The organism is Pedobacter nutrimenti (genome assembly GCF_003208655.1).
GTDB lineage: Bacteria > Bacteroidota > Bacteroidia > Sphingobacteriales > Sphingobacteriaceae > Pedobacter > Pedobacter nutrimenti.
This window is the reverse complement of sequence record NZ_QKLU01000001.1, coordinates 1,054,889-1,070,428: the sequence shown is the minus strand read 5'-3', so window position 1 is coordinate 1,070,428 and position 15,540 is coordinate 1,054,889. Positions and strand designations below refer to the sequence as shown.

The window sequence follows — 15,540 nt, the reverse complement described above, 5'->3', positions numbered from 1 at the left end:
CTCCGAATTTAGCAAATGTTTTTCAGGGATGTTTTTATTTTTTGTCTGGTAAATTTCAAAAAAAACTAAACTATGTGGATGTATAGTCATAATTCATACCATACCCGGATAACTTTAGACACCACATTTTATTGATCGATCCATGCTTTTCTCAGTGAAAACTCGGCGGTCGAGGGGGTACGCATTTCAACAACAGTCCCGGCCTGTTCATTATAATCAAGCCCAACTTTTCGCAAGCTTTCTTTTAATGGAAGTGGATTTCCCGCTTCTACATAATCTTTAAAAAACTGACGGATCTGGGGAAATGTCAATGCGGTAATGACATCAAACAAGTCTTTATCTTCAAAAGCCTTTTCAGGACCATATTTTTTAATCAGCTTTTGCATTAACTCTTGTGTTCCAATTTTTCCGTTGGAAAGTTCTCTTAAACGAATATCAAGGCATAAACCCAGTAGGGGCCCTTTTTGGTAAAAATTCATGTATTGGTCTTGCATTTTAATGGCATTGCTACTCATTTCGGTCATAGACAGTTTATTGTTAAATCCGTCCATACCTTTAATTTTTCCTTCAATATTTTTAAGAAACTGCTGCAGGTTAATCATATGCTGCTTTATGGGCATATGTATGGTTGCATATTCGGTCATACCCTCATAAAGCCAAAGATGCCTGGATAGCACCGGATGAAGAAAGTTGAAATTCTGTACTTCTTTGGAGTGGATACCCAGGGGCGTCAAAATATGAAAAAATTCATGGGAGGCCACACCCATTAAAGCTTCCGGCAATTTATCTAAAGTTTTCGAGCCATACAGGCATACGGTTGAATTACTGTGCTCAAGACCATCGCCCATCATCCCCCTGGGGATTTGTTCATGATAAATAAGAAATGCATATTTCTGAACGGGTAATTTACCACCCAGGTAGGCCTGCTGGTTCTTTAAAATGCTTTCTATTTTGGCGGCCAGGTTTTTTGAATAGGAGCGGTCCTGTTTGGAATAAAAAGAAACCAGAACATTTGTAGTCCCAACTTTTATCCAGGTGGTATCAGGGACACAATACAGCACAGGGGCATCGACCAGGTGGCGGTAATCTTTAGCGGAAACCATATCTGTGGTATCGTTTTTAGGGGTGTAATCCAAAGCAGACGAAGGAAAGAATTCTTTGTTTTTCTTTACCGTAACACGATAAGCCCTATTTTTTAGCTCTTCAAAATAGCCTGCCAGCGTGCTATAGTTTAAGATAAATACACTGTCTTTTTTGTACGCACTTGCAACCGATTTTGGGCTAGAGGTACGTTGCATAAGTGAATCCCAGCCGCCGGCTACTTGATAGCTTATTTTAGCGATATTCTTCAAGTCAGGTATGATCCAGGTATTGGTATCTAATCTTTTAACCTCGATATTTTCTCCTTTTTTGTTAAAAGCCCGGAATTCTGAAACATATTGGCCAAAATTTAAAGCGTCATAATAGCCGGGAACCAGTTTAGGCATCACAAATTTACCCTGTTGGAGGTTGTTTTCAGGCGGTATAAAGGAAACACTAATTTTGTTGTTTTTCTCGCTCAATAAATCAATGTTGTATTGATAATCATTGGTTTGTGATTGAGCGAATAATTTTGATGAAAATACCAGTATTGCAACAAATAAGCCTAATTTATTCATTTGTGAGTTGATGATTTATTTTTATAATGTCCAATTACCTGCTGCTATTTTACATTGTTTTTAACCGTACTTGTAAGTATAAACTTACGTGTATTGATGGCTTATCCCACAAAGAAAGCATAATGTGCCCTTGTATTTCTTTTGGAGCACTTAATTCCCCCGGGGATCAAAACCATCCGGTTTTGGCAGGTGATTTTAGACAGCTGAACGATAATAAAAGTTACATATGGTCTGCTCTTCCAGAGATTTCGACACTAAAAAGGATCAGGATATAGACTAATCCCGAAATTTTGAAGAAGTTTTTTGTAGGTTTTTGCGTTGGGTCTCTTCTGCCTTTTTTACTTCATCTTTTTCCGCCAGGGGCTCGTCGGTTTTTAATTTTTCCGGTTTGGTACTGCTCCGGTCCGCATCATTACCATTTGTTTTTTTTCTTTTAATTTCCATGGTCAGCTTATTAATGGGTTAACGGATTCTTTTTCTGGTCGTGGCTCAGTTTTTTTTCTCAGGCACTTTAGCGCCTGCCTTCCTGGCTTCAGACAAACCAATAGCGATGGCTTGTTTTTTGGAAGTGACCTTCTGCCCACTGCCCGATTTCAATTTTCCTTCCTTCATCTGGTGCATGGTTTTTTCTACTTTTTCCGAAGCTTTTTTTGAATACTTTGTCATCAGTTGAATAATTAAAGGTTCATAGATCTATTTTAGAACATTAAAAAAGATCATAATGTTTGTGGACTACCGATCTATTTCATGTAGACATCAAAATGGACTTCTGCCTGTTTTTTGTGCTTTAATCAGCAACAGGGTTTATTTTGTTGTATTGGAGGACAGGCTACAGTTCCATAACTGCAAAATACACAGCAGTCGCCCTTTAATGGTTTTAACGTTTCCCGGCATTTTTCACATTCGTAAAAGTATTGACAGGAATCTAGGGGCATTGTTTCTGTTTGCTGAAATTGGCAAAATGGACAGGTGATAATCGATTTTAATACGATGGCTCTAGTTGACATGGCTTGATTTATTGGTGATTTTATAGCCGGTTTCTTTCTCTACAGCCTCTTCCAGTTGCGCTAAAGAAACCAGGGTGGAATCAAATTTTACAACAGATTGTCCCTTTCCATAAGAGGTAACCACCGATTGTACGCCTTTTTTAGATTGCAGCGCATGGTTAATGTATCCTTCGCAAGCGGCACAACTGAGTCCCCGGATATGAAGTACAGATTGTTTGTTGTACGTATTGCCCAGGGTACTTTGTTTTGCCGGCGGTTTTTGAAAATAAGAAATGTAATAGGGAAAGGCCGATAGTGCTAGGGAAACAAGTGCAATAACCCAGAGAAAAGTCTTTGATTGCATCACAGTCTTTTTTTCCTCACAGCCACATTGATCTGTAGACCTAGGTTGATAGGCTTTATAAAATGCCATGGCCAAGACCGCTGCAGTGGCACCAAGCAGATAGGGGCGTATGGGTTCTACCCAGCCAAACATGGAGGCTGCACTGCCAATGGAACCAAACAGCGCCAGTACCGGTACAATACAGCATAAGGAGGAAGTAAGGGCCAATAGTATGCCCGAACTTAACAGTTTGATGTGGTTGGTTTTGCTCATGCCCGTTCAGCAACTAAATTGACCTGATCAATGAGCTTAAAGAAAGGGCGAAGCAGTTCCAGATGTTCCTGCTTCAGCGTGTAAAAAATGGTTTGCCCCTCTTTGCGGAACGATATGATATGACCATCTTTCAATTTTCGTAAATGCTGGGATATTGCCGGAATACTCATGCCCAGTATATCGCTCAAGTCGCAGGGACACAATTCTTTTTCCTGTTCGAGCAAATAAAGAATCTTTAAACGCAGCTCATTTCCTGCCAGGGATAATATTGCAGAGAGTTGGGTAAAGGACGCTTCGCTGGCCGTAATTTTAATCCGGCATTCATTAATTTGTTTTGGATTGGCTTTTTCCCGTATACAACTGTTTAAACTTTCCATATTTTATGGTGATCGAAGGAACAAAGTTAAATGTTGTTACGTATTTAAGCAAATACTTAAATACAAAGAAGTGAATTAAGCCATAGTTGAATGGTTGAACATGTGGCCCCTGGTACCGGAAGTAGGGGGAAAGCCTGGTTCTTATCCAAATAAAGAGGAAGTATCAGCAAAATCCATTGGAGGTGTTTGGAATAGTACTAAGATACAAAATGTCCATATTACCGACTGATAGAAGACTCATAAAGTAGATAGTTTATGTACCCTAGAGATGTTCAGTGCTTTATCAGTGCTTTACCAGTACTTTATCAATAATTGTTCTGTACGGATATTAATGTTGATTTAGGCGAATTCGACCTTGTTCAAAATTCGTTAGTACTGATTTTGTTGGTTTATCGGAAATTTCTTCCTGAAATGGTTTGATGCTTGGAATTATTTTCCTGAAATCCATTGTTTCGTTTTCTACTTTGGAGCTGTGTATTCGACGTGGGGATGATGCAGTCCATTGTTCCTGGTTGCAAAAATGACCTCAGCTCCGATTTAGATTTCAATTCAATGGGGTATCTTACTTTCTTAAGCAGTGCGCCGTAAACCATAACTAATGTGAAATTTTTTGAAAATAGGAGATTTAAGAGGGGCTTAAAGAATGGCTTTGCCAATTTGTATGGCATAGTCCCCCAGGTCGGTCAGATTGGTATTGGATAACAGGATAATGCTCAAGTCACTGTTTAAGTAATGGAACCACACACTATTGGCACCTGAAATTCTGCCATACCTTTCCATGCGTTTGTATTTTTGATTGCCCCGGATCCAAACACTGTATCCGTAATTATCTAGCCCTGGTGTTAAAAGCAGTGCTAAAGTTTCCTTTTTTATAAGTTTAAAATCAAACAGCGCGTTGTTGAATTTAATGAGGTCCAGGGTACAGGAGTACATGGCTCCTGCGGCCGAGAAATTTTCAACGAACATAGGGATATTGGGGATTAAGTGGTCCAGATCTTCATCTTTGTAATAGGGGGTGGCCAGTTTTTTGATCAGTTTATAATGAGAAAGCAAGCCTGAATTGTGCATGCCTAATGGATGAAGAATTTGCTGATTTAAAATCTGCTCAAAGGACTTTTGATACATAACCTCTAAAATTCGGCCTAAAATCATGTATTCCCCATTATTGTAATCGAATTTTGTTCCGGGCTCGTTAACCAGGTCATTGGAGCAAAAATTGTTTACAATTTCCTTCAACTGGTGTGGCTGATGGTAAAAACCAAGGCCGTACTTCAAAAAGTTTTCATCTTTGGCCGTATCTGTATTTTTCATGCCCGATGTATGATTTAACAACTGGTGAACCGTTACTTTAGGGCCGCCCTGTCCCTTGTAATCAGGCAGGTAGTCCAGTATTTTTTTCTTCAAATCAATTTTTCCTTGTTCAACAAGCTGAAGGATTAAAACGGCCGTAAATGTTTTCGTTATGGAGCAAACCTGATATTTGGTGTCGTTTGTAATTGGCGAATCAAAAGAGCGCTCGGCCAGGCCAAAGCTTTTATGATAAATTATTTTTGAATTCTTTTGAATCAACACCGATCCGTTAAATTGATGTTCTTTGGCATAAGTTTCGATTAAATGGCTAATTTTCTGTGTTTGGCCGAGCGCACAATGGCTAAGAACAAAAAGGAACAAGGTGCTTAAAAGTTTTTTCATTTTGACTCATTTGTTTAATAAAAGACACTTGTTAATTCCTTAAGTTGCACGTTAAGAAGATGTGTGTTACAGGTATTTTTATCATGAGGCAATCTATAGCTCAATTGGAATTTTTTGCAGGATGACCATCAGAAAATAATCAGGGGGAGTACCAACTGCCCGCAAAGCGAAATGCAGTGAAAAATGATAAATACCGTTTCAGATCCTGTATTTTTATAAAAAGAAAGCTGAAATGAAACTTAGAAAAGCGAAAAAAGAAGAATTGTTTAGAATCATTGAGTTGTATGCTGACGATGTGCTGGGACAAAGCCGTGAAACCTTGAGTGATCCTTTGGATGAGGGTTATGTAAAAGCTTTTGACAGCATTGACCGCAATCCACAACAGGAACTGTTGGTATTGGTGGATGACAACAATTTGATTTTAGGGACCCTACAGATTACCTACGTCCAATATCTGAATAGAATGGGAAGTAAACGGGCCATATTTGAAGCAGTGCGCATTGATAAGAACCATAGGGGTAAAGGACTGGGGGAAATGATGTGCAAGCTGGCCATAAACAGGGCTAAAGAAAATGGGGTGAAATTTGTCCAGCTCTTTTCGGACAAACAAAGAACAGATGCTTTGCGTTTTTATCAAAAGATTGGTTTTACGCCTAGCCATGAGGGGTTTAAGATGAATTTATAAAGTGCAAGGAAGGTGCATTTTTGAGGTGATTTGACCAGTACTGAGATTTAATAAGTAATACATAGAAATAATGAGCAAAATTATCTTTGACAGCGGAATATCATTGGATGGATTTTTCGCAGGTGACCACAGAAGCCCGGCCAATGCAATGGGCGATAACGGACCTACAATACATATGTGGATGTTTAAACAAAAAGCATTTTGGAAAAACGTCAATATGGAAGGCGGCGAAGAATATGGTGCGGACAGCAAATTAATTGATGATGTATTTGCAAGGACCGGTGCTTATATTATGGGAAAACGAATGTTTGAAGAAGGCGAAGTCCATTGGAAAGAAGACCTGTATAAAGCCGATGTCTATGTGCTGACACACGAAAAACGCGAACCCTGGGTTCAAAAAGGAACGACTACTTTTTATTTCATCAATGATGGCATACATAGTGCATTGGAAAAAGCAAAACAATCGGCCAAAGGAAAGGACATCAGGATACAGGGAGGTGCCAATACAATTCAGCAATTTCTCAATGCGGGGCTTATAGACGAATTTTGTATTCATATTGCCCCTTTGTTTTTAGGAAGCGGGATCCGCTTGTTTGAGGGCATTGACAAAAACAAATATGAACTTCAGATTGCAGAGGTACTGCCCTCGGAGCTGACCACACACATAAGGTATAAACTGATAAAGAAAAAAGAACATTAAGGTTGCTGGCACTTTTGCCCCTTTAGATTGTCACCTTAAGCCCGCTTTATTCCGCTGAGGTCTGGCTATATTAGATTCATAAATTTACTTGCGATGAGAAAACTAATTATGAAAATGTCCGTTTCTGTTGACGGCTTTGTAGGTGGTCCCAATGGAGAACTGGACTGGATTTTCAAAAGCAGTGACCAGCACTCTAAAGCCTGGGCTGTTGGACAAACCGGTCAGGCCGGTCTGATCATCATGGGTCGGAAGTCCTTTGAGGGCATGGCGCCTTACTGGCCGACCTCAACCGATGCTTTTGCCCCGGCAATGAACGAAATACCCAAGGCTGTCTTTACCCAAAAAGGATTTAAAAACGTTGACCCCGGACAGGACCCATCCCCGGCAGTAGCTTCCTGGGCCAGCGCGCAGGTCTTTGAGGGCAATCTTGCAGCGCACATTCAGGAACTTAAAGCCCAACAGGGAAAGCCGGTTGTGGCCATTGGGGGCGCCGGATTTATGAGAAGCCTTATTGCAACCGGACTGATCGATGAGTTTCTGATCGTCACGCACCCGGTCCTGCTGGGCTCCGGACTTCCGATATTTAGTGGCCTTTCCCAGCCCCTGGATCTAAAACTTATAGATGTACAGACTTTTTCAGGAGGGATTGTTGCGCATACCTATCAGGTGGGTTAAATTTTTACCGGTTTCTCTTTGAAACGATAAAAACTTTAGGTCTGTAGTTTTGTTTTTATCCAATTAGCCGATAGTTTTATCCATACAGGCTTCTTTGAAAAAACTTAACCTGCTCACCTATGTCAGCACACCATAAAACCATACTGGAAAAGGCCAATGCCGCCATTACTAAAGGAGATTACGAGGGCTTTCTTGCTTTTTGTACCGAAAATACAACATGGACATTTGTGGGCGACACCGTCCTGGAAGGGAAGGAGGCCGTCCGGAAGTATATGTCTGTGACTTATCTGGAACCTCCAAAATTCCAGGTGGAGCAGCTCCTTGCAGAGGGCGATTTTGTAACGGCTATTGGTCGCATTAGCCTGAAGGATACAGATGATAAAATGACAGATTACGACTATTGCGACATCTGGCGGTTTGAGGAAGGTAAAATGGCCGAATTAAAGGCTTTTGTCATAGAATCCCGGGCATAGCCAGGTTTAAATGATCTTCAGATTTTTAAAACGCAGTTCATCCAGCCTTGGATCATCGCTGGGAAGGTCAGTAACCAGAACATCAATTTGTTCCAGGCCACAAACCACAAAAGCTTCGCTGGTGCCTGTCTTTGTGCTGCTGCTCAGTACAGCTACTGCTTTGGAACCTTTCAGCATGGCTTTTTTTACGGCACCGTCTTCCCTTATGGCCGAGGTGATGCCAAAATCTTTGGAAATTGCGCAGGTGCCCATCAGGTAAAGATCGGCCACAAATTCAGCAGCCTCAGCGCAGGTTCTGGCGCCCGTATTGGTCTGTGTGTCTTTATCGTAGTTTCCACCAAGTACGATAATTTCTATATGAGGGAAGCGGTCCAACAAGGGAACCAGGGCCATGTTATTGGTCATCACCCTTAGTGAAGTATTTGCCGGTAAACATTCCGCAACGGCGCATATGGTTGTTCCACCGTCCATAAATACGGTCATTCCGTTTTTGAGTAAAGGCTGAACCTTCATACCGATAATCTCCTTTTCCGAAGACTGAAGGCCGGTCCGGTCCTGAAAGGAGAGGGGATTTTTGTCGCGTGGTATTGCCCCGCCCCTGACTTTTGACAAAAGACCATTTTCATGCAGGTAATCAATGTCCCTACGGATGGTGTCTTCAGAAACCAACAAATCCGCAGACAAGCCCATATAGGTGACTGTACCTGTATTTTTCAGACTGGATAGAATGTGCTGGAAACGTTTTTCTCTGATCATGTACCCGCAAATATAGTTGTTTCATGCCACAGCATAAAAACCGGAAACATGATTTGTTTTTTATCAGGCAGATTCTGGATAAAGCAGACTTGGCCTAAGGGGGGAAAGGTTTTATCGAGTTTGAATCTGCTGCTTTTATGTCTTATATTTAAATATTAAATGTATTTATGAAGACGCTATTTACCCTGACCTTTTTATTGTTGTTCCTCTCCTGCAAAAGTCAGACGCTGGTTATCGATAAACTGATTTTTCATACCTCTATCTGCTTTGGTACCTGTCCGGTTTACCACATGGAATTAGACGGGGCAAGAAATGTTAAGCTTTTTGCAGAAACAGTATTTGATGACCGAAAAGGAGCCGTTCTGTATCAGGAGGACACCGCAAAAATGGGTTATTTTATTGGCAAACTTTCTAAAAAGGAGTTTCAGAAAATCTTAAATGAACTCAACCGCATCCGGTTTGATACCTTACAGTCGGATAGTAGCCTGTGCTGCGATGGTTCGAAAAAAACGATTATCCTGTACAGTAAAGGGGATCGGAAAGAAATAACAACGATGTTTGAGCCTCCGATCCTGGAGCCCCTGATCAAAAAATTATACCGCATCTGTGAGCTTAAACGGTTAAAAAAAGTAGAGCAGACTTTTCAGATTGAGCCCCCAAAGAATCTATAGAACTTTGATTTGTTTTAAGGCCTTTCTGAAAGAATAATTTTTAATCTCTTGCTTGCTTGGTATCGTAAAGTATAATAATATTGTACCAACGAACAAATGATACTACAAGATACTTTTCCAATACCAAAAAATGAGGGGCAAAGGTTGTTGAGCTTATCAGAGCTTGACCTGGATTATTCCGAACTTTCTGAAGAATTCAAAGACCTGGCCAGGCTGACTGCTAAAGTAGCAGGAACAGAAATTTCACTCATTAACCTTATTGATGCCTATACAACATGGACCATTTCGGGCCAGGGGCTGGACATACAGCAAACACCAAGGGAAGAATCCCTCTGTCAGTATACCATTATGGGCCAATCGCAGTTTGAAGTTTCAGACTTGTTACTCGACGAGCGGTTCAAGGATAAAGATTTTACGAAACCGCCTTTAGCCCTCCGCTATTATCTGGGGGTGCCGATCACAGATGCCGGAGGTTTTCAGATCGGCTCCCTGTGTGTTGTCGATAAGCAACCCAAAAATTTCAGCCCCGAGAAGATCGAAATGCTGAAAATTATTGCCGGCCAGGTGATCAGCCGTCTTCATACTTATCAGTCCATCAGGGAACTGCAAAGTCAGGTCAAAAATGCCAGGGAAACAAAAAGTAAAGTGGCCCATGACATTCGCGGCCCGCTGGCCGGGATTATAGGCTTGTCCAATATTATTGCCCAGCAAGGCAATGCCAATACCCTGAGTGAAGTACTGGACTTTATTCAGCTCATTCACAAAAGCAGTAAATCGTTGTTGGAGCTCGCTGATGAGATTCTTAGTGAAGAACAGCAGCAGCGCAAGCTGTCGGATCATGAAATGAACCTGAGTGTATTTAAATGCAAATTGCAGGACCTCTATGAGGTCCAGGCAAAAAACAAGGGGATCAATTTACAGATACAGGTGAAGCAGGGGGATACCTTGTCTTCTTTTCCTAAAAATAAACTGCTGCAAATTACGGGCAATCTGATTTCCAATGCAATTAAGTTCAGTCCGGAAAATGGAACAGTTAAAGTTCATCTGGCTTTAATTGAACAGCAGCAGGGGCATCTGCTCGAATTGATGATTTCAGATACGGGTGCAGGCATCAGCGAACAGGCCCTGCAGCATCTGGAAGACGGCCAGCATTTAAGTACCAGCGGTACCCAAGGTGAAACAGGTTACGGGTTCGGGCTGGCTTTGGTCAGGCAACTGGTTCATGGTCTGGGCGGCAGGATGGAGGCGCACAACCAGCCGGGCTCCGGTGCATGTTTTAACGTTAGCATACCTTTTAAAAAACAGTTAGAGGAATAGATTTTGCAAAAGAGCGCTCCCAGGAGCGCTCTTTTGCAAATTAGCCTGTTCTACATATAAAATACATTGAATTTATGCCCATCGGGATCGGCGAATACGAAACCATAATAACCGGCCCCAAAAGCTTCCGGTTTGGAAACAATAGTCCCTCCGGCTTGCTGCACCTGTTTTTCCCAATCGTTGACTTCCTGTTTACTATCGGCCGAAAGGGTAAATATAATCTCATTTCCGGAGCTGGTATCTGTAATTGGGCCTTTCATGGCAGGTTCAAGTACATCTTTTAAAAAGAAATGGATGATAAAGTTCTCGTCGCCAAAAAAGAAGCTGGTCAGCTGGTCAGAGGATCCGTTTGGTTTAAATCCAAGTTGGGTGTAAAATTTAGTGCTGCGCTGCAGGTCCCTGACGCTGAAATTGGCCCATATTTTTTTTGTTTTCATAGCAATGGTTTTAGTTTAAGGTATTCCTTTCAAAATTAGTCCATAAACCGGTTAAACAGGCTGGTGCTTTGCGAGATTTTCCGGGGGTATTTTTGCCATTTCTGCTGCCTCGGGTATTCAATTCCCGCCAGGGCTGTTTTTTCCATATAGAGGCTTAATTTGTTACGGTCGATGGTCACGGTAATTCCATTTTTTCAGACCTGGGGATATCCGGACTAACAAATTCCGAAAATAGACATTTTCTTTTCTTATTTATGAGGTTTTTGATGGTTTTAAGGCTTATTTTTTGTAAATTTATAGGGATAAAAATGCAAGTTTTTTACTTACCAAAATGGCCACAGCTAGGTCTTAAAATCAGGCTTTGTTTATCCTGATTTATCTGTATGCATAAAAATAATAAATTACCCGAACCGTCCTTTAAAGAAGCTTTAACATTTTGGTTTAAACTGGGTTGGATCAGTTTCGGCGGAACATTGGGCCATGTGCACATCATGTATAATTTTTTGGTGGAGAAAAAGAAATGGATTTCAGCCAGCAGGTTTTTCCATGCACTGAGTTTATGTATGCTTTTGCCGGGGCCGGAAGCACAGCAGGTGGCCATTTACATCGGCTGGCAGCTCCATGGGAAAAAGGGCGGGATATTGGCTGGTTTGTTTTTTATCCTTCCTTCTATGTTTATCCTGCTGGGATTGAGCCTGGTCTATGTGACCTATGGTCAACAATCCTGGATGAATGCCATTTTTAGCGGTTTAAAGCCTGCGGTTGTGGTTATTGTGCTCCATGCACTATGGAGCGTGGGCCGCAAGGCCCTACACACTGTGCTGCATTATGTTTTGGCTGCACTGGCCTTTTGCTGTATTTTCTTTTTTAATATGCCCATGCCCTACATTATCCTTGGGACCATCGTTCTGGCCTTGTTGATCCGCTGGTCCTGGCCGGCATTAATATACAGAGGGGCCGCGGGGCAGGAGGTGGAACAGGCCAGTGAACAGGACTACTATATCAATCAAACTTCTCCCGGACCGGGAAAACATTTTAGTGTGAAGTTGCTGCTCAAGCAAGTGGCGTTTTTTATAGCGCTGTGGGCATTACCATGGACGGCCTTTTACTTCTGGGCTGGTGATTTTACATTCTGGAACGGACTCATCCTGTTTTTTACCCAAACAGCCCTGTTTACCATTGGGGGGTCTTATACGGTATTGCCCTATGTAGCCCAGTTTAGTGTATCCAAGTTTAACTGGTTAAGTAAATCGCAGATGGTCGATGGTTTTGCTTTGGCCGAAACCACGCCTGGACCCCTGATCATTGTGGTTTGTTACGTCGGTTTTATGGCTGGTTTTAACCATTTTGGAGGATCTTTAATGATGGGAGGTATTGGACTTTTGGCCACCGCTTTTTATACTTTTCTGCCCTCTTTTCTATTTATTTTTGTAGGAGGACCGCTGCTGGAGAAAAGCAGGGAAAATGCTTTGATTAAAGATGTCCTTGGTTTTGTTACTGCCGCAGTGGTGGGGGTGATCCTGAACTTAACCCTGTTTTTGGGCAGGCAGGTATTGTTCCCGGGTGTTTTAACCTGGAGTAAAATAGATCTCACAGCACTGATATGGGTGGTGGTATCAATGGTGTTGCTGTTTAAGTTTAGGTGGAATGTGATTTATCTGATCTTATTGAGTGTCCTGTATGGGTTTTTGTCAATTTTATTCACCAAATAAGTCATTTTGGAGCGCCATATGGTTCAGGAAATAATTGGGCATGGGCGCGTCCTGAAGTTGTTTGAACTTATTGGTCAGTAAGGTTACTCTTTCCTGGTTTTTTCTGGATGTTTTCACATAAACAATTAACCGGCCTATGGTCGTTTTATCCATGCCAAACTGAAAATGTTTGGACAGGCTTTCAAAAAGAACAATGACACTGGGCGTTCCCGGACTGGCTTTAGAAATAGCGACATCAATCGGGGTATTGGTCAGATCGTAAATGTGAACGCCAGGATAACCATTGTCCTTTTCCCATTCGTAGGAAATGTCACTGGTTAAGTCTTTATGACTGACAAAGTTATAAGAAGGGTCTTGCATTTTGGTAACCGATCCGGATTTTACAAGACCCTTGGAATTGTTGGCTATGGTTTTGTTTACTTTTGAGGTTTCAAAATACAGCCTGGAAGAGTCTGTTTGGGTATGCCCAATGGTTTCTAAGGCCTTACGGTAAGCATCCATACCCGAACTGCATATGGTTTCACTGACCAGTTCATAATCCTGCACAGTCCTGTTTACAGAACGCAATTTAAATGTAGTAGAGAGGCTCAGTTTTCTTTCCGGTTCAGGACCTTCATGTTGCTGTTCTTCAACACCTGCCTGAACCTGTTCATATTCATTTAGGTTTTCCAAAGTACGGATGGCCCGTTTAATTAAATCCAGATCGCCAGGTTTTTTTGCCAATGCAATGACCAGCGTTTCAGCCTTGATCACATTCGAGGTAATGCGGTTGTTCACCCATTTATAAGTGTCTTTTTCGACCAGGTTGTTGCTCCCTTTGGACTGTTTTATTTCCTGATAACGGCGAAATCTTTCCTTTGCCCTTATTATGGCCAATTTTAGGGCAAGAACAAGTGGTGCACCTTTATCTTCTTTGCCATCAAATTTATTTTCAAATTTATTGTCCAATAAGCCGGCTATTTTAAGGACTTTCAGGATCATATGGGAAAATGTTGCCGAAGGAATAAGGCCGGGCCAAATCCGGATGCTTACGCCTACATCTCCTACAGTGGGGTAAGCAAAGCCGAAACTGGCGCGATTGGCGAAACTGATCGAATAAGTATTGTGGAAGGTGAAAACAATTTTCTTTTTTAATTCATCCATCATTTCTTTCGCCAATCCGCCAAATTCAAGGGTGTAGTTCGGCAGTGGTTCAAGCACCAGGCAGGGATACTGAATAAAATCCTGTTGAGTTTGAGAAGTAATGGCCCGCATGTATTGATTCTTTACCTGAGTGTTAATGGTGTTTGAAACCTCTGTCACCAGTTGCCTTCTGTTGTCCAATACCTCCTGTTTATAATTGGCGCTGGGTAATGCTTCAGGTTTGGTGCCTAAAACTGCTTTACGTGTATCTGAACGAAATGATTTTTCTTCAATATTAACCGAAGGGTCCACATCGACTGTGGAATTCATCTTTAATGCGCTCATAATCTGCTCATATTGTACCAGATTAGGGACTATGGCACTGGCATTGTACCGGGACTGATGACCAGCGCTATCTGCATTAACCCACAGAATCAGCTGATGCCCTGCAACATTGATCCTGCGCTGTACGACTGTTTTTCCGGACCTGGAGCCCAGCATTTTCTCATTGTCATAAGAGCCCTCCGGACCGGTAATTTTGAGTTTGTTTCCAGGAGCTTCCTCCACGTAGAAGCTGACATAAACCTGTTTGCCCCCAATTTCTTTACTCTTATGGGGAAGCTCTGTCTTTAAATATTTGCTTAAACTTTTTTCATGCGTTTCACGAAGCACATGCTTATGTGCAAAAGGGGCCCTGAAATAATCTGTTTTCTCTCTTCGTTTGTTGAGCGGGTCTCCCGATAACCCGAACGAGAAATCTCTTTCATATTGAACATCGTACTGATATGTATTGCCTTCAGTTTCCTCCTCTTGATCATCATCTTTTTCATTTTCGGAGGAGGTATTGTAACCTGGTGGCGCATTTTTTTTGAAGAAAGTATTCAGGGGTATGGCCACTTGATGATGCCCGTCCTTGGTGGCATTTCCTGAACGAATAGCTACAGCGTTAAACTTACGTATATCGGTTTCCAGTTTTTGGGAACGCTCACTGATCGGTTTGGATTGCTTGTCAACAATATCATCATAGGTTTCCTGATCATCAGGATGAATTTGAAAGTCAGGCTGATCGTCGGTCACCTGCATTGAATTTTCGTCATGTTCATCCTGCATGTCATGGCCTTGCTCGCCAGTCACCTGCATTGAATTTTCATCATGTTCTTCCTGGACCTCTTCAATCATTCCCTCAGGCTGTACTGGTTCCTTGTTCAGCTCCCTTTTAAGGATGGCCCAACCCCTCTTTTTTGCCTGTATATATTGCCTTATTTTTTCCTCTTCCACATTGGGAGACCTATACCACTGGTCCCATTTACGCTGGGCATCTTCGAGGGTAAACTGGATAGGGGCACCTGACAATGTTTGTGGTGAAGGTAAGGAGCGTCCCCCGGACCCTGTATGATGGGCAGAGGCGGACGATAAACGCTTTTCTTGAGAGGACAGGTGGCTAAACATTGGAGAGCGGTCAATGGTGGCTTTAATAAACGGTTAACGTATAAATTTAATAAAAATGGCTGGAAACACAGTAAGTGTTTCGAAGAAAATTTTACCTTCGGAAAACTGGTCAGATTTTCCGCTTTACTGTTTGCTGCTGTTATAAAAAAAGATCCGGCGCCAAAAAAAAAGAATAATTTATGAATTTTATCTTTGCAGGTTAGGGTTAAACAAA

The 15,540-nt window shown here is 41.8% G+C and carries 17 protein-coding genes; 7 read left to right on the top strand and 10 right to left on the bottom strand.

The window, feature by feature from the left end:
* Nucleotides 1–128: 128 nt before the first annotated feature.
* The 7 genes from B0O44_RS04555 to B0O44_RS04530 all read right to left on the bottom strand — a co-directional run bounded on the left by B0O44_RS04555 (nt 129) and on the right by B0O44_RS04530 (nt 5,329).
* A complete protein-coding gene (locus tag B0O44_RS04555; protein ID WP_110827470.1) occupies nt 129–1,658 on the bottom strand; it encodes a M61 family metallopeptidase in 1,530 nt (509 codons plus the stop codon).
* A gap of 276 nt (nt 1,659–1,934) precedes the next feature.
* Nucleotides 1,935–2,102, bottom strand: a complete 168-nt coding sequence (locus tag B0O44_RS24925; protein WP_170123271.1) for a hypothetical protein — start codon at nt 2,100–2,102, stop codon at nt 1,935–1,937.
* Nucleotides 2,103–2,147: 45 nt separating this feature from the next.
* On the bottom strand, nt 2,148–2,324 hold the full coding sequence (locus tag B0O44_RS24920) for a DUF6496 domain-containing protein (protein ID WP_170123270.1): 177 nt from the start codon (nt 2,322–2,324) through the stop codon (nt 2,148–2,150).
* 125 nt (nt 2,325–2,449) lie between these two features.
* On the bottom strand, nt 2,450–2,665 hold the full coding sequence (locus B0O44_RS25340) for a GDCCVxC domain-containing (seleno)protein (protein WP_110827468.1): 216 nt from the start codon (nt 2,663–2,665) through the stop codon (nt 2,450–2,452).
* Nucleotides 2,655–3,260 (bottom strand): mercuric transport protein MerTP, encoded by a 606-nt coding sequence (merTP, locus tag B0O44_RS04540; RefSeq protein WP_110827467.1) that lies wholly within the window; start codon nt 3,258–3,260, stop codon nt 2,655–2,657. Before merTP ends, B0O44_RS25340 begins: the two co-directional genes overlap by 11 nt.
* On the bottom strand, nt 3,257–3,637 hold the full coding sequence (locus tag B0O44_RS04535) for an ArsR/SmtB family transcription factor (RefSeq protein ID WP_110827466.1): 381 nt from the start codon (nt 3,635–3,637) through the stop codon (nt 3,257–3,259). Before B0O44_RS04535 ends, merTP begins: the two co-directional genes overlap by 4 nt.
* Nucleotides 3,638–4,273: 636 nt before the next feature.
* Nucleotides 4,274–5,329, bottom strand: coding sequence for a serine hydrolase domain-containing protein (locus B0O44_RS04530; RefSeq protein WP_110827465.1), 1,056 nt, complete (start codon nt 5,327–5,329; stop codon nt 4,274–4,276).
* Between the two features lie 232 nt (nt 5,330–5,561).
* On the opposite strand from B0O44_RS04530, the gene B0O44_RS04525 reads away from it, so the two are divergent.
* The 4 genes from B0O44_RS04525 to B0O44_RS04510 all read left to right on the top strand — a co-directional run bounded on the left by B0O44_RS04525 (nt 5,562) and on the right by B0O44_RS04510 (nt 7,862).
* The gene (locus B0O44_RS04525) at nt 5,562–6,014 is read left to right on the top strand and encodes a GNAT family N-acetyltransferase (protein ID WP_110827464.1); all 453 of its coding nucleotides are present in this window, start codon (nt 5,562–5,564) and stop codon (nt 6,012–6,014) included.
* A gap of 70 nt (nt 6,015–6,084) precedes the next feature.
* Nucleotides 6,085–6,714, top strand: a complete 630-nt coding sequence (locus tag B0O44_RS04520) for a dihydrofolate reductase family protein (protein WP_110827463.1) — start codon at nt 6,085–6,087, stop codon at nt 6,712–6,714.
* Nucleotides 6,715–6,807: 93 nt separating this feature from the next.
* Nucleotides 6,808–7,389: a dihydrofolate reductase family protein gene (locus B0O44_RS04515; protein WP_110827462.1), complete on the top strand. Its 582-nt coding sequence runs from the start codon at nt 6,808–6,810 to the stop codon at nt 7,387–7,389.
* 119 nt (nt 7,390–7,508) lie between these two features.
* Nucleotides 7,509–7,862 (top strand): nuclear transport factor 2 family protein, encoded by a 354-nt coding sequence (locus tag B0O44_RS04510; RefSeq protein ID WP_110827461.1) that lies wholly within the window; start codon nt 7,509–7,511, stop codon nt 7,860–7,862.
* Nucleotides 7,863–7,868: 6 nt separating this feature from the next.
* Here the strand turns inward: B0O44_RS04510 and B0O44_RS04505 are convergent, their stop codons facing one another.
* Nucleotides 7,869–8,618, bottom strand: a complete 750-nt coding sequence (locus tag B0O44_RS04505; protein WP_110827460.1) for a DeoR/GlpR family DNA-binding transcription regulator — start codon at nt 8,616–8,618, stop codon at nt 7,869–7,871.
* Nucleotides 8,619–8,785: 167 nt separating this feature from the next.
* Here B0O44_RS04505 and B0O44_RS04500 point away from each other — a divergent pair, with 167 nt between their 5' ends.
* Nucleotides 8,786–9,289: a DUF6438 domain-containing protein gene (locus tag B0O44_RS04500; protein WP_110827459.1), complete on the top strand. Its 504-nt coding sequence runs from the start codon at nt 8,786–8,788 to the stop codon at nt 9,287–9,289.
* Between the two features lie 96 nt (nt 9,290–9,385).
* Nucleotides 9,386–10,606, top strand: a complete 1,221-nt coding sequence (locus B0O44_RS04495) for a GAF domain-containing sensor histidine kinase (protein WP_110827458.1) — start codon at nt 9,386–9,388, stop codon at nt 10,604–10,606.
* 50 nt (nt 10,607–10,656) lie between these two features.
* Here B0O44_RS04495 and B0O44_RS04490 read toward each other — a convergent pair whose 3' ends face one another.
* On the bottom strand, nt 10,657–11,043 hold the full coding sequence (locus B0O44_RS04490) for a VOC family protein (RefSeq protein WP_110827457.1): 387 nt from the start codon (nt 11,041–11,043) through the stop codon (nt 10,657–10,659).
* Between the two features lie 383 nt (nt 11,044–11,426).
* Here B0O44_RS04490 and chrA point away from each other — a divergent pair, with 383 nt between their 5' ends.
* Nucleotides 11,427–12,755, top strand: coding sequence for a chromate efflux transporter (chrA, locus tag B0O44_RS04485; protein WP_110827456.1), 1,329 nt, complete (start codon nt 11,427–11,429; stop codon nt 12,753–12,755).
* Here the strand turns inward: chrA and B0O44_RS04480 are convergent.
* Nucleotides 12,741–15,326 (bottom strand): hypothetical protein, encoded by a 2,586-nt coding sequence (locus B0O44_RS04480; RefSeq protein ID WP_146229769.1) that lies wholly within the window; start codon nt 15,324–15,326, stop codon nt 12,741–12,743. The two genes, chrA and B0O44_RS04480, sit on opposite strands and share 15 nt — an antisense overlap.
* Nucleotides 15,327–15,540: the final 214 nt, after the last annotated feature.

Excerpts from the sequence above, each read along its gene's own strand:
- B0O44_RS04555 (WP_110827470.1), bottom strand. The coding sequence starts at position 1,658 with ATGAATAAATTAGGCTTATTTGTTGCAATACTGGTATTTTCATCAAAA.
- B0O44_RS24925 (WP_170123271.1), bottom strand. The coding sequence starts at position 2,102 with ATGGAAATTAAAAGAAAAAAAACAAATGGTAATGATGCGGACCGGAGC.
- B0O44_RS24920 (WP_170123270.1), bottom strand. The coding sequence starts at position 2,324 with ATGACAAAGTATTCAAAAAAAGCTTCGGAAAAAGTAGAAAAAACCATG.
- B0O44_RS25340 (WP_110827468.1), bottom strand. The coding sequence starts at position 2,665 with ATGTCAACTAGAGCCATCGTATTAAAATCGATTATCACCTGTCCATTT.
- merTP (WP_110827467.1), bottom strand. The coding sequence starts at position 3,260 with ATGAGCAAAACCAACCACATCAAACTGTTAAGTTCGGGCATACTATTG.
- B0O44_RS04535 (WP_110827466.1), bottom strand. The coding sequence starts at position 3,637 with ATGGAAAGTTTAAACAGTTGTATACGGGAAAAAGCCAATCCAAAACAA.
- B0O44_RS04530 (WP_110827465.1), bottom strand. The coding sequence starts at position 5,329 with ATGAAAAAACTTTTAAGCACCTTGTTCCTTTTTGTTCTTAGCCATTGT.
- B0O44_RS04525 (WP_110827464.1), top strand. The coding sequence starts at position 5,562 with ATGAAACTTAGAAAAGCGAAAAAAGAAGAATTGTTTAGAATCATTGAG.
- B0O44_RS04520 (WP_110827463.1), top strand. The coding sequence starts at position 6,085 with ATGAGCAAAATTATCTTTGACAGCGGAATATCATTGGATGGATTTTTC.
- B0O44_RS04515 (WP_110827462.1), top strand. The coding sequence starts at position 6,808 with ATGAGAAAACTAATTATGAAAATGTCCGTTTCTGTTGACGGCTTTGTA.
- B0O44_RS04510 (WP_110827461.1), top strand. The coding sequence starts at position 7,509 with ATGTCAGCACACCATAAAACCATACTGGAAAAGGCCAATGCCGCCATT.
- B0O44_RS04505 (WP_110827460.1), bottom strand. The coding sequence starts at position 8,618 with ATGATCAGAGAAAAACGTTTCCAGCACATTCTATCCAGTCTGAAAAAT.
- B0O44_RS04500 (WP_110827459.1), top strand. The coding sequence starts at position 8,786 with ATGAAGACGCTATTTACCCTGACCTTTTTATTGTTGTTCCTCTCCTGC.
- B0O44_RS04495 (WP_110827458.1), top strand. The coding sequence starts at position 9,386 with ATGATACTACAAGATACTTTTCCAATACCAAAAAATGAGGGGCAAAGG.
- B0O44_RS04490 (WP_110827457.1), bottom strand. The coding sequence starts at position 11,043 with ATGAAAACAAAAAAAATATGGGCCAATTTCAGCGTCAGGGACCTGCAG.
- chrA (WP_110827456.1), top strand. The coding sequence starts at position 11,427 with ATGCATAAAAATAATAAATTACCCGAACCGTCCTTTAAAGAAGCTTTA.
- B0O44_RS04480 (WP_146229769.1), bottom strand. The coding sequence starts at position 15,326 with ATGTTTAGCCACCTGTCCTCTCAAGAAAAGCGTTTATCGTCCGCCTCT.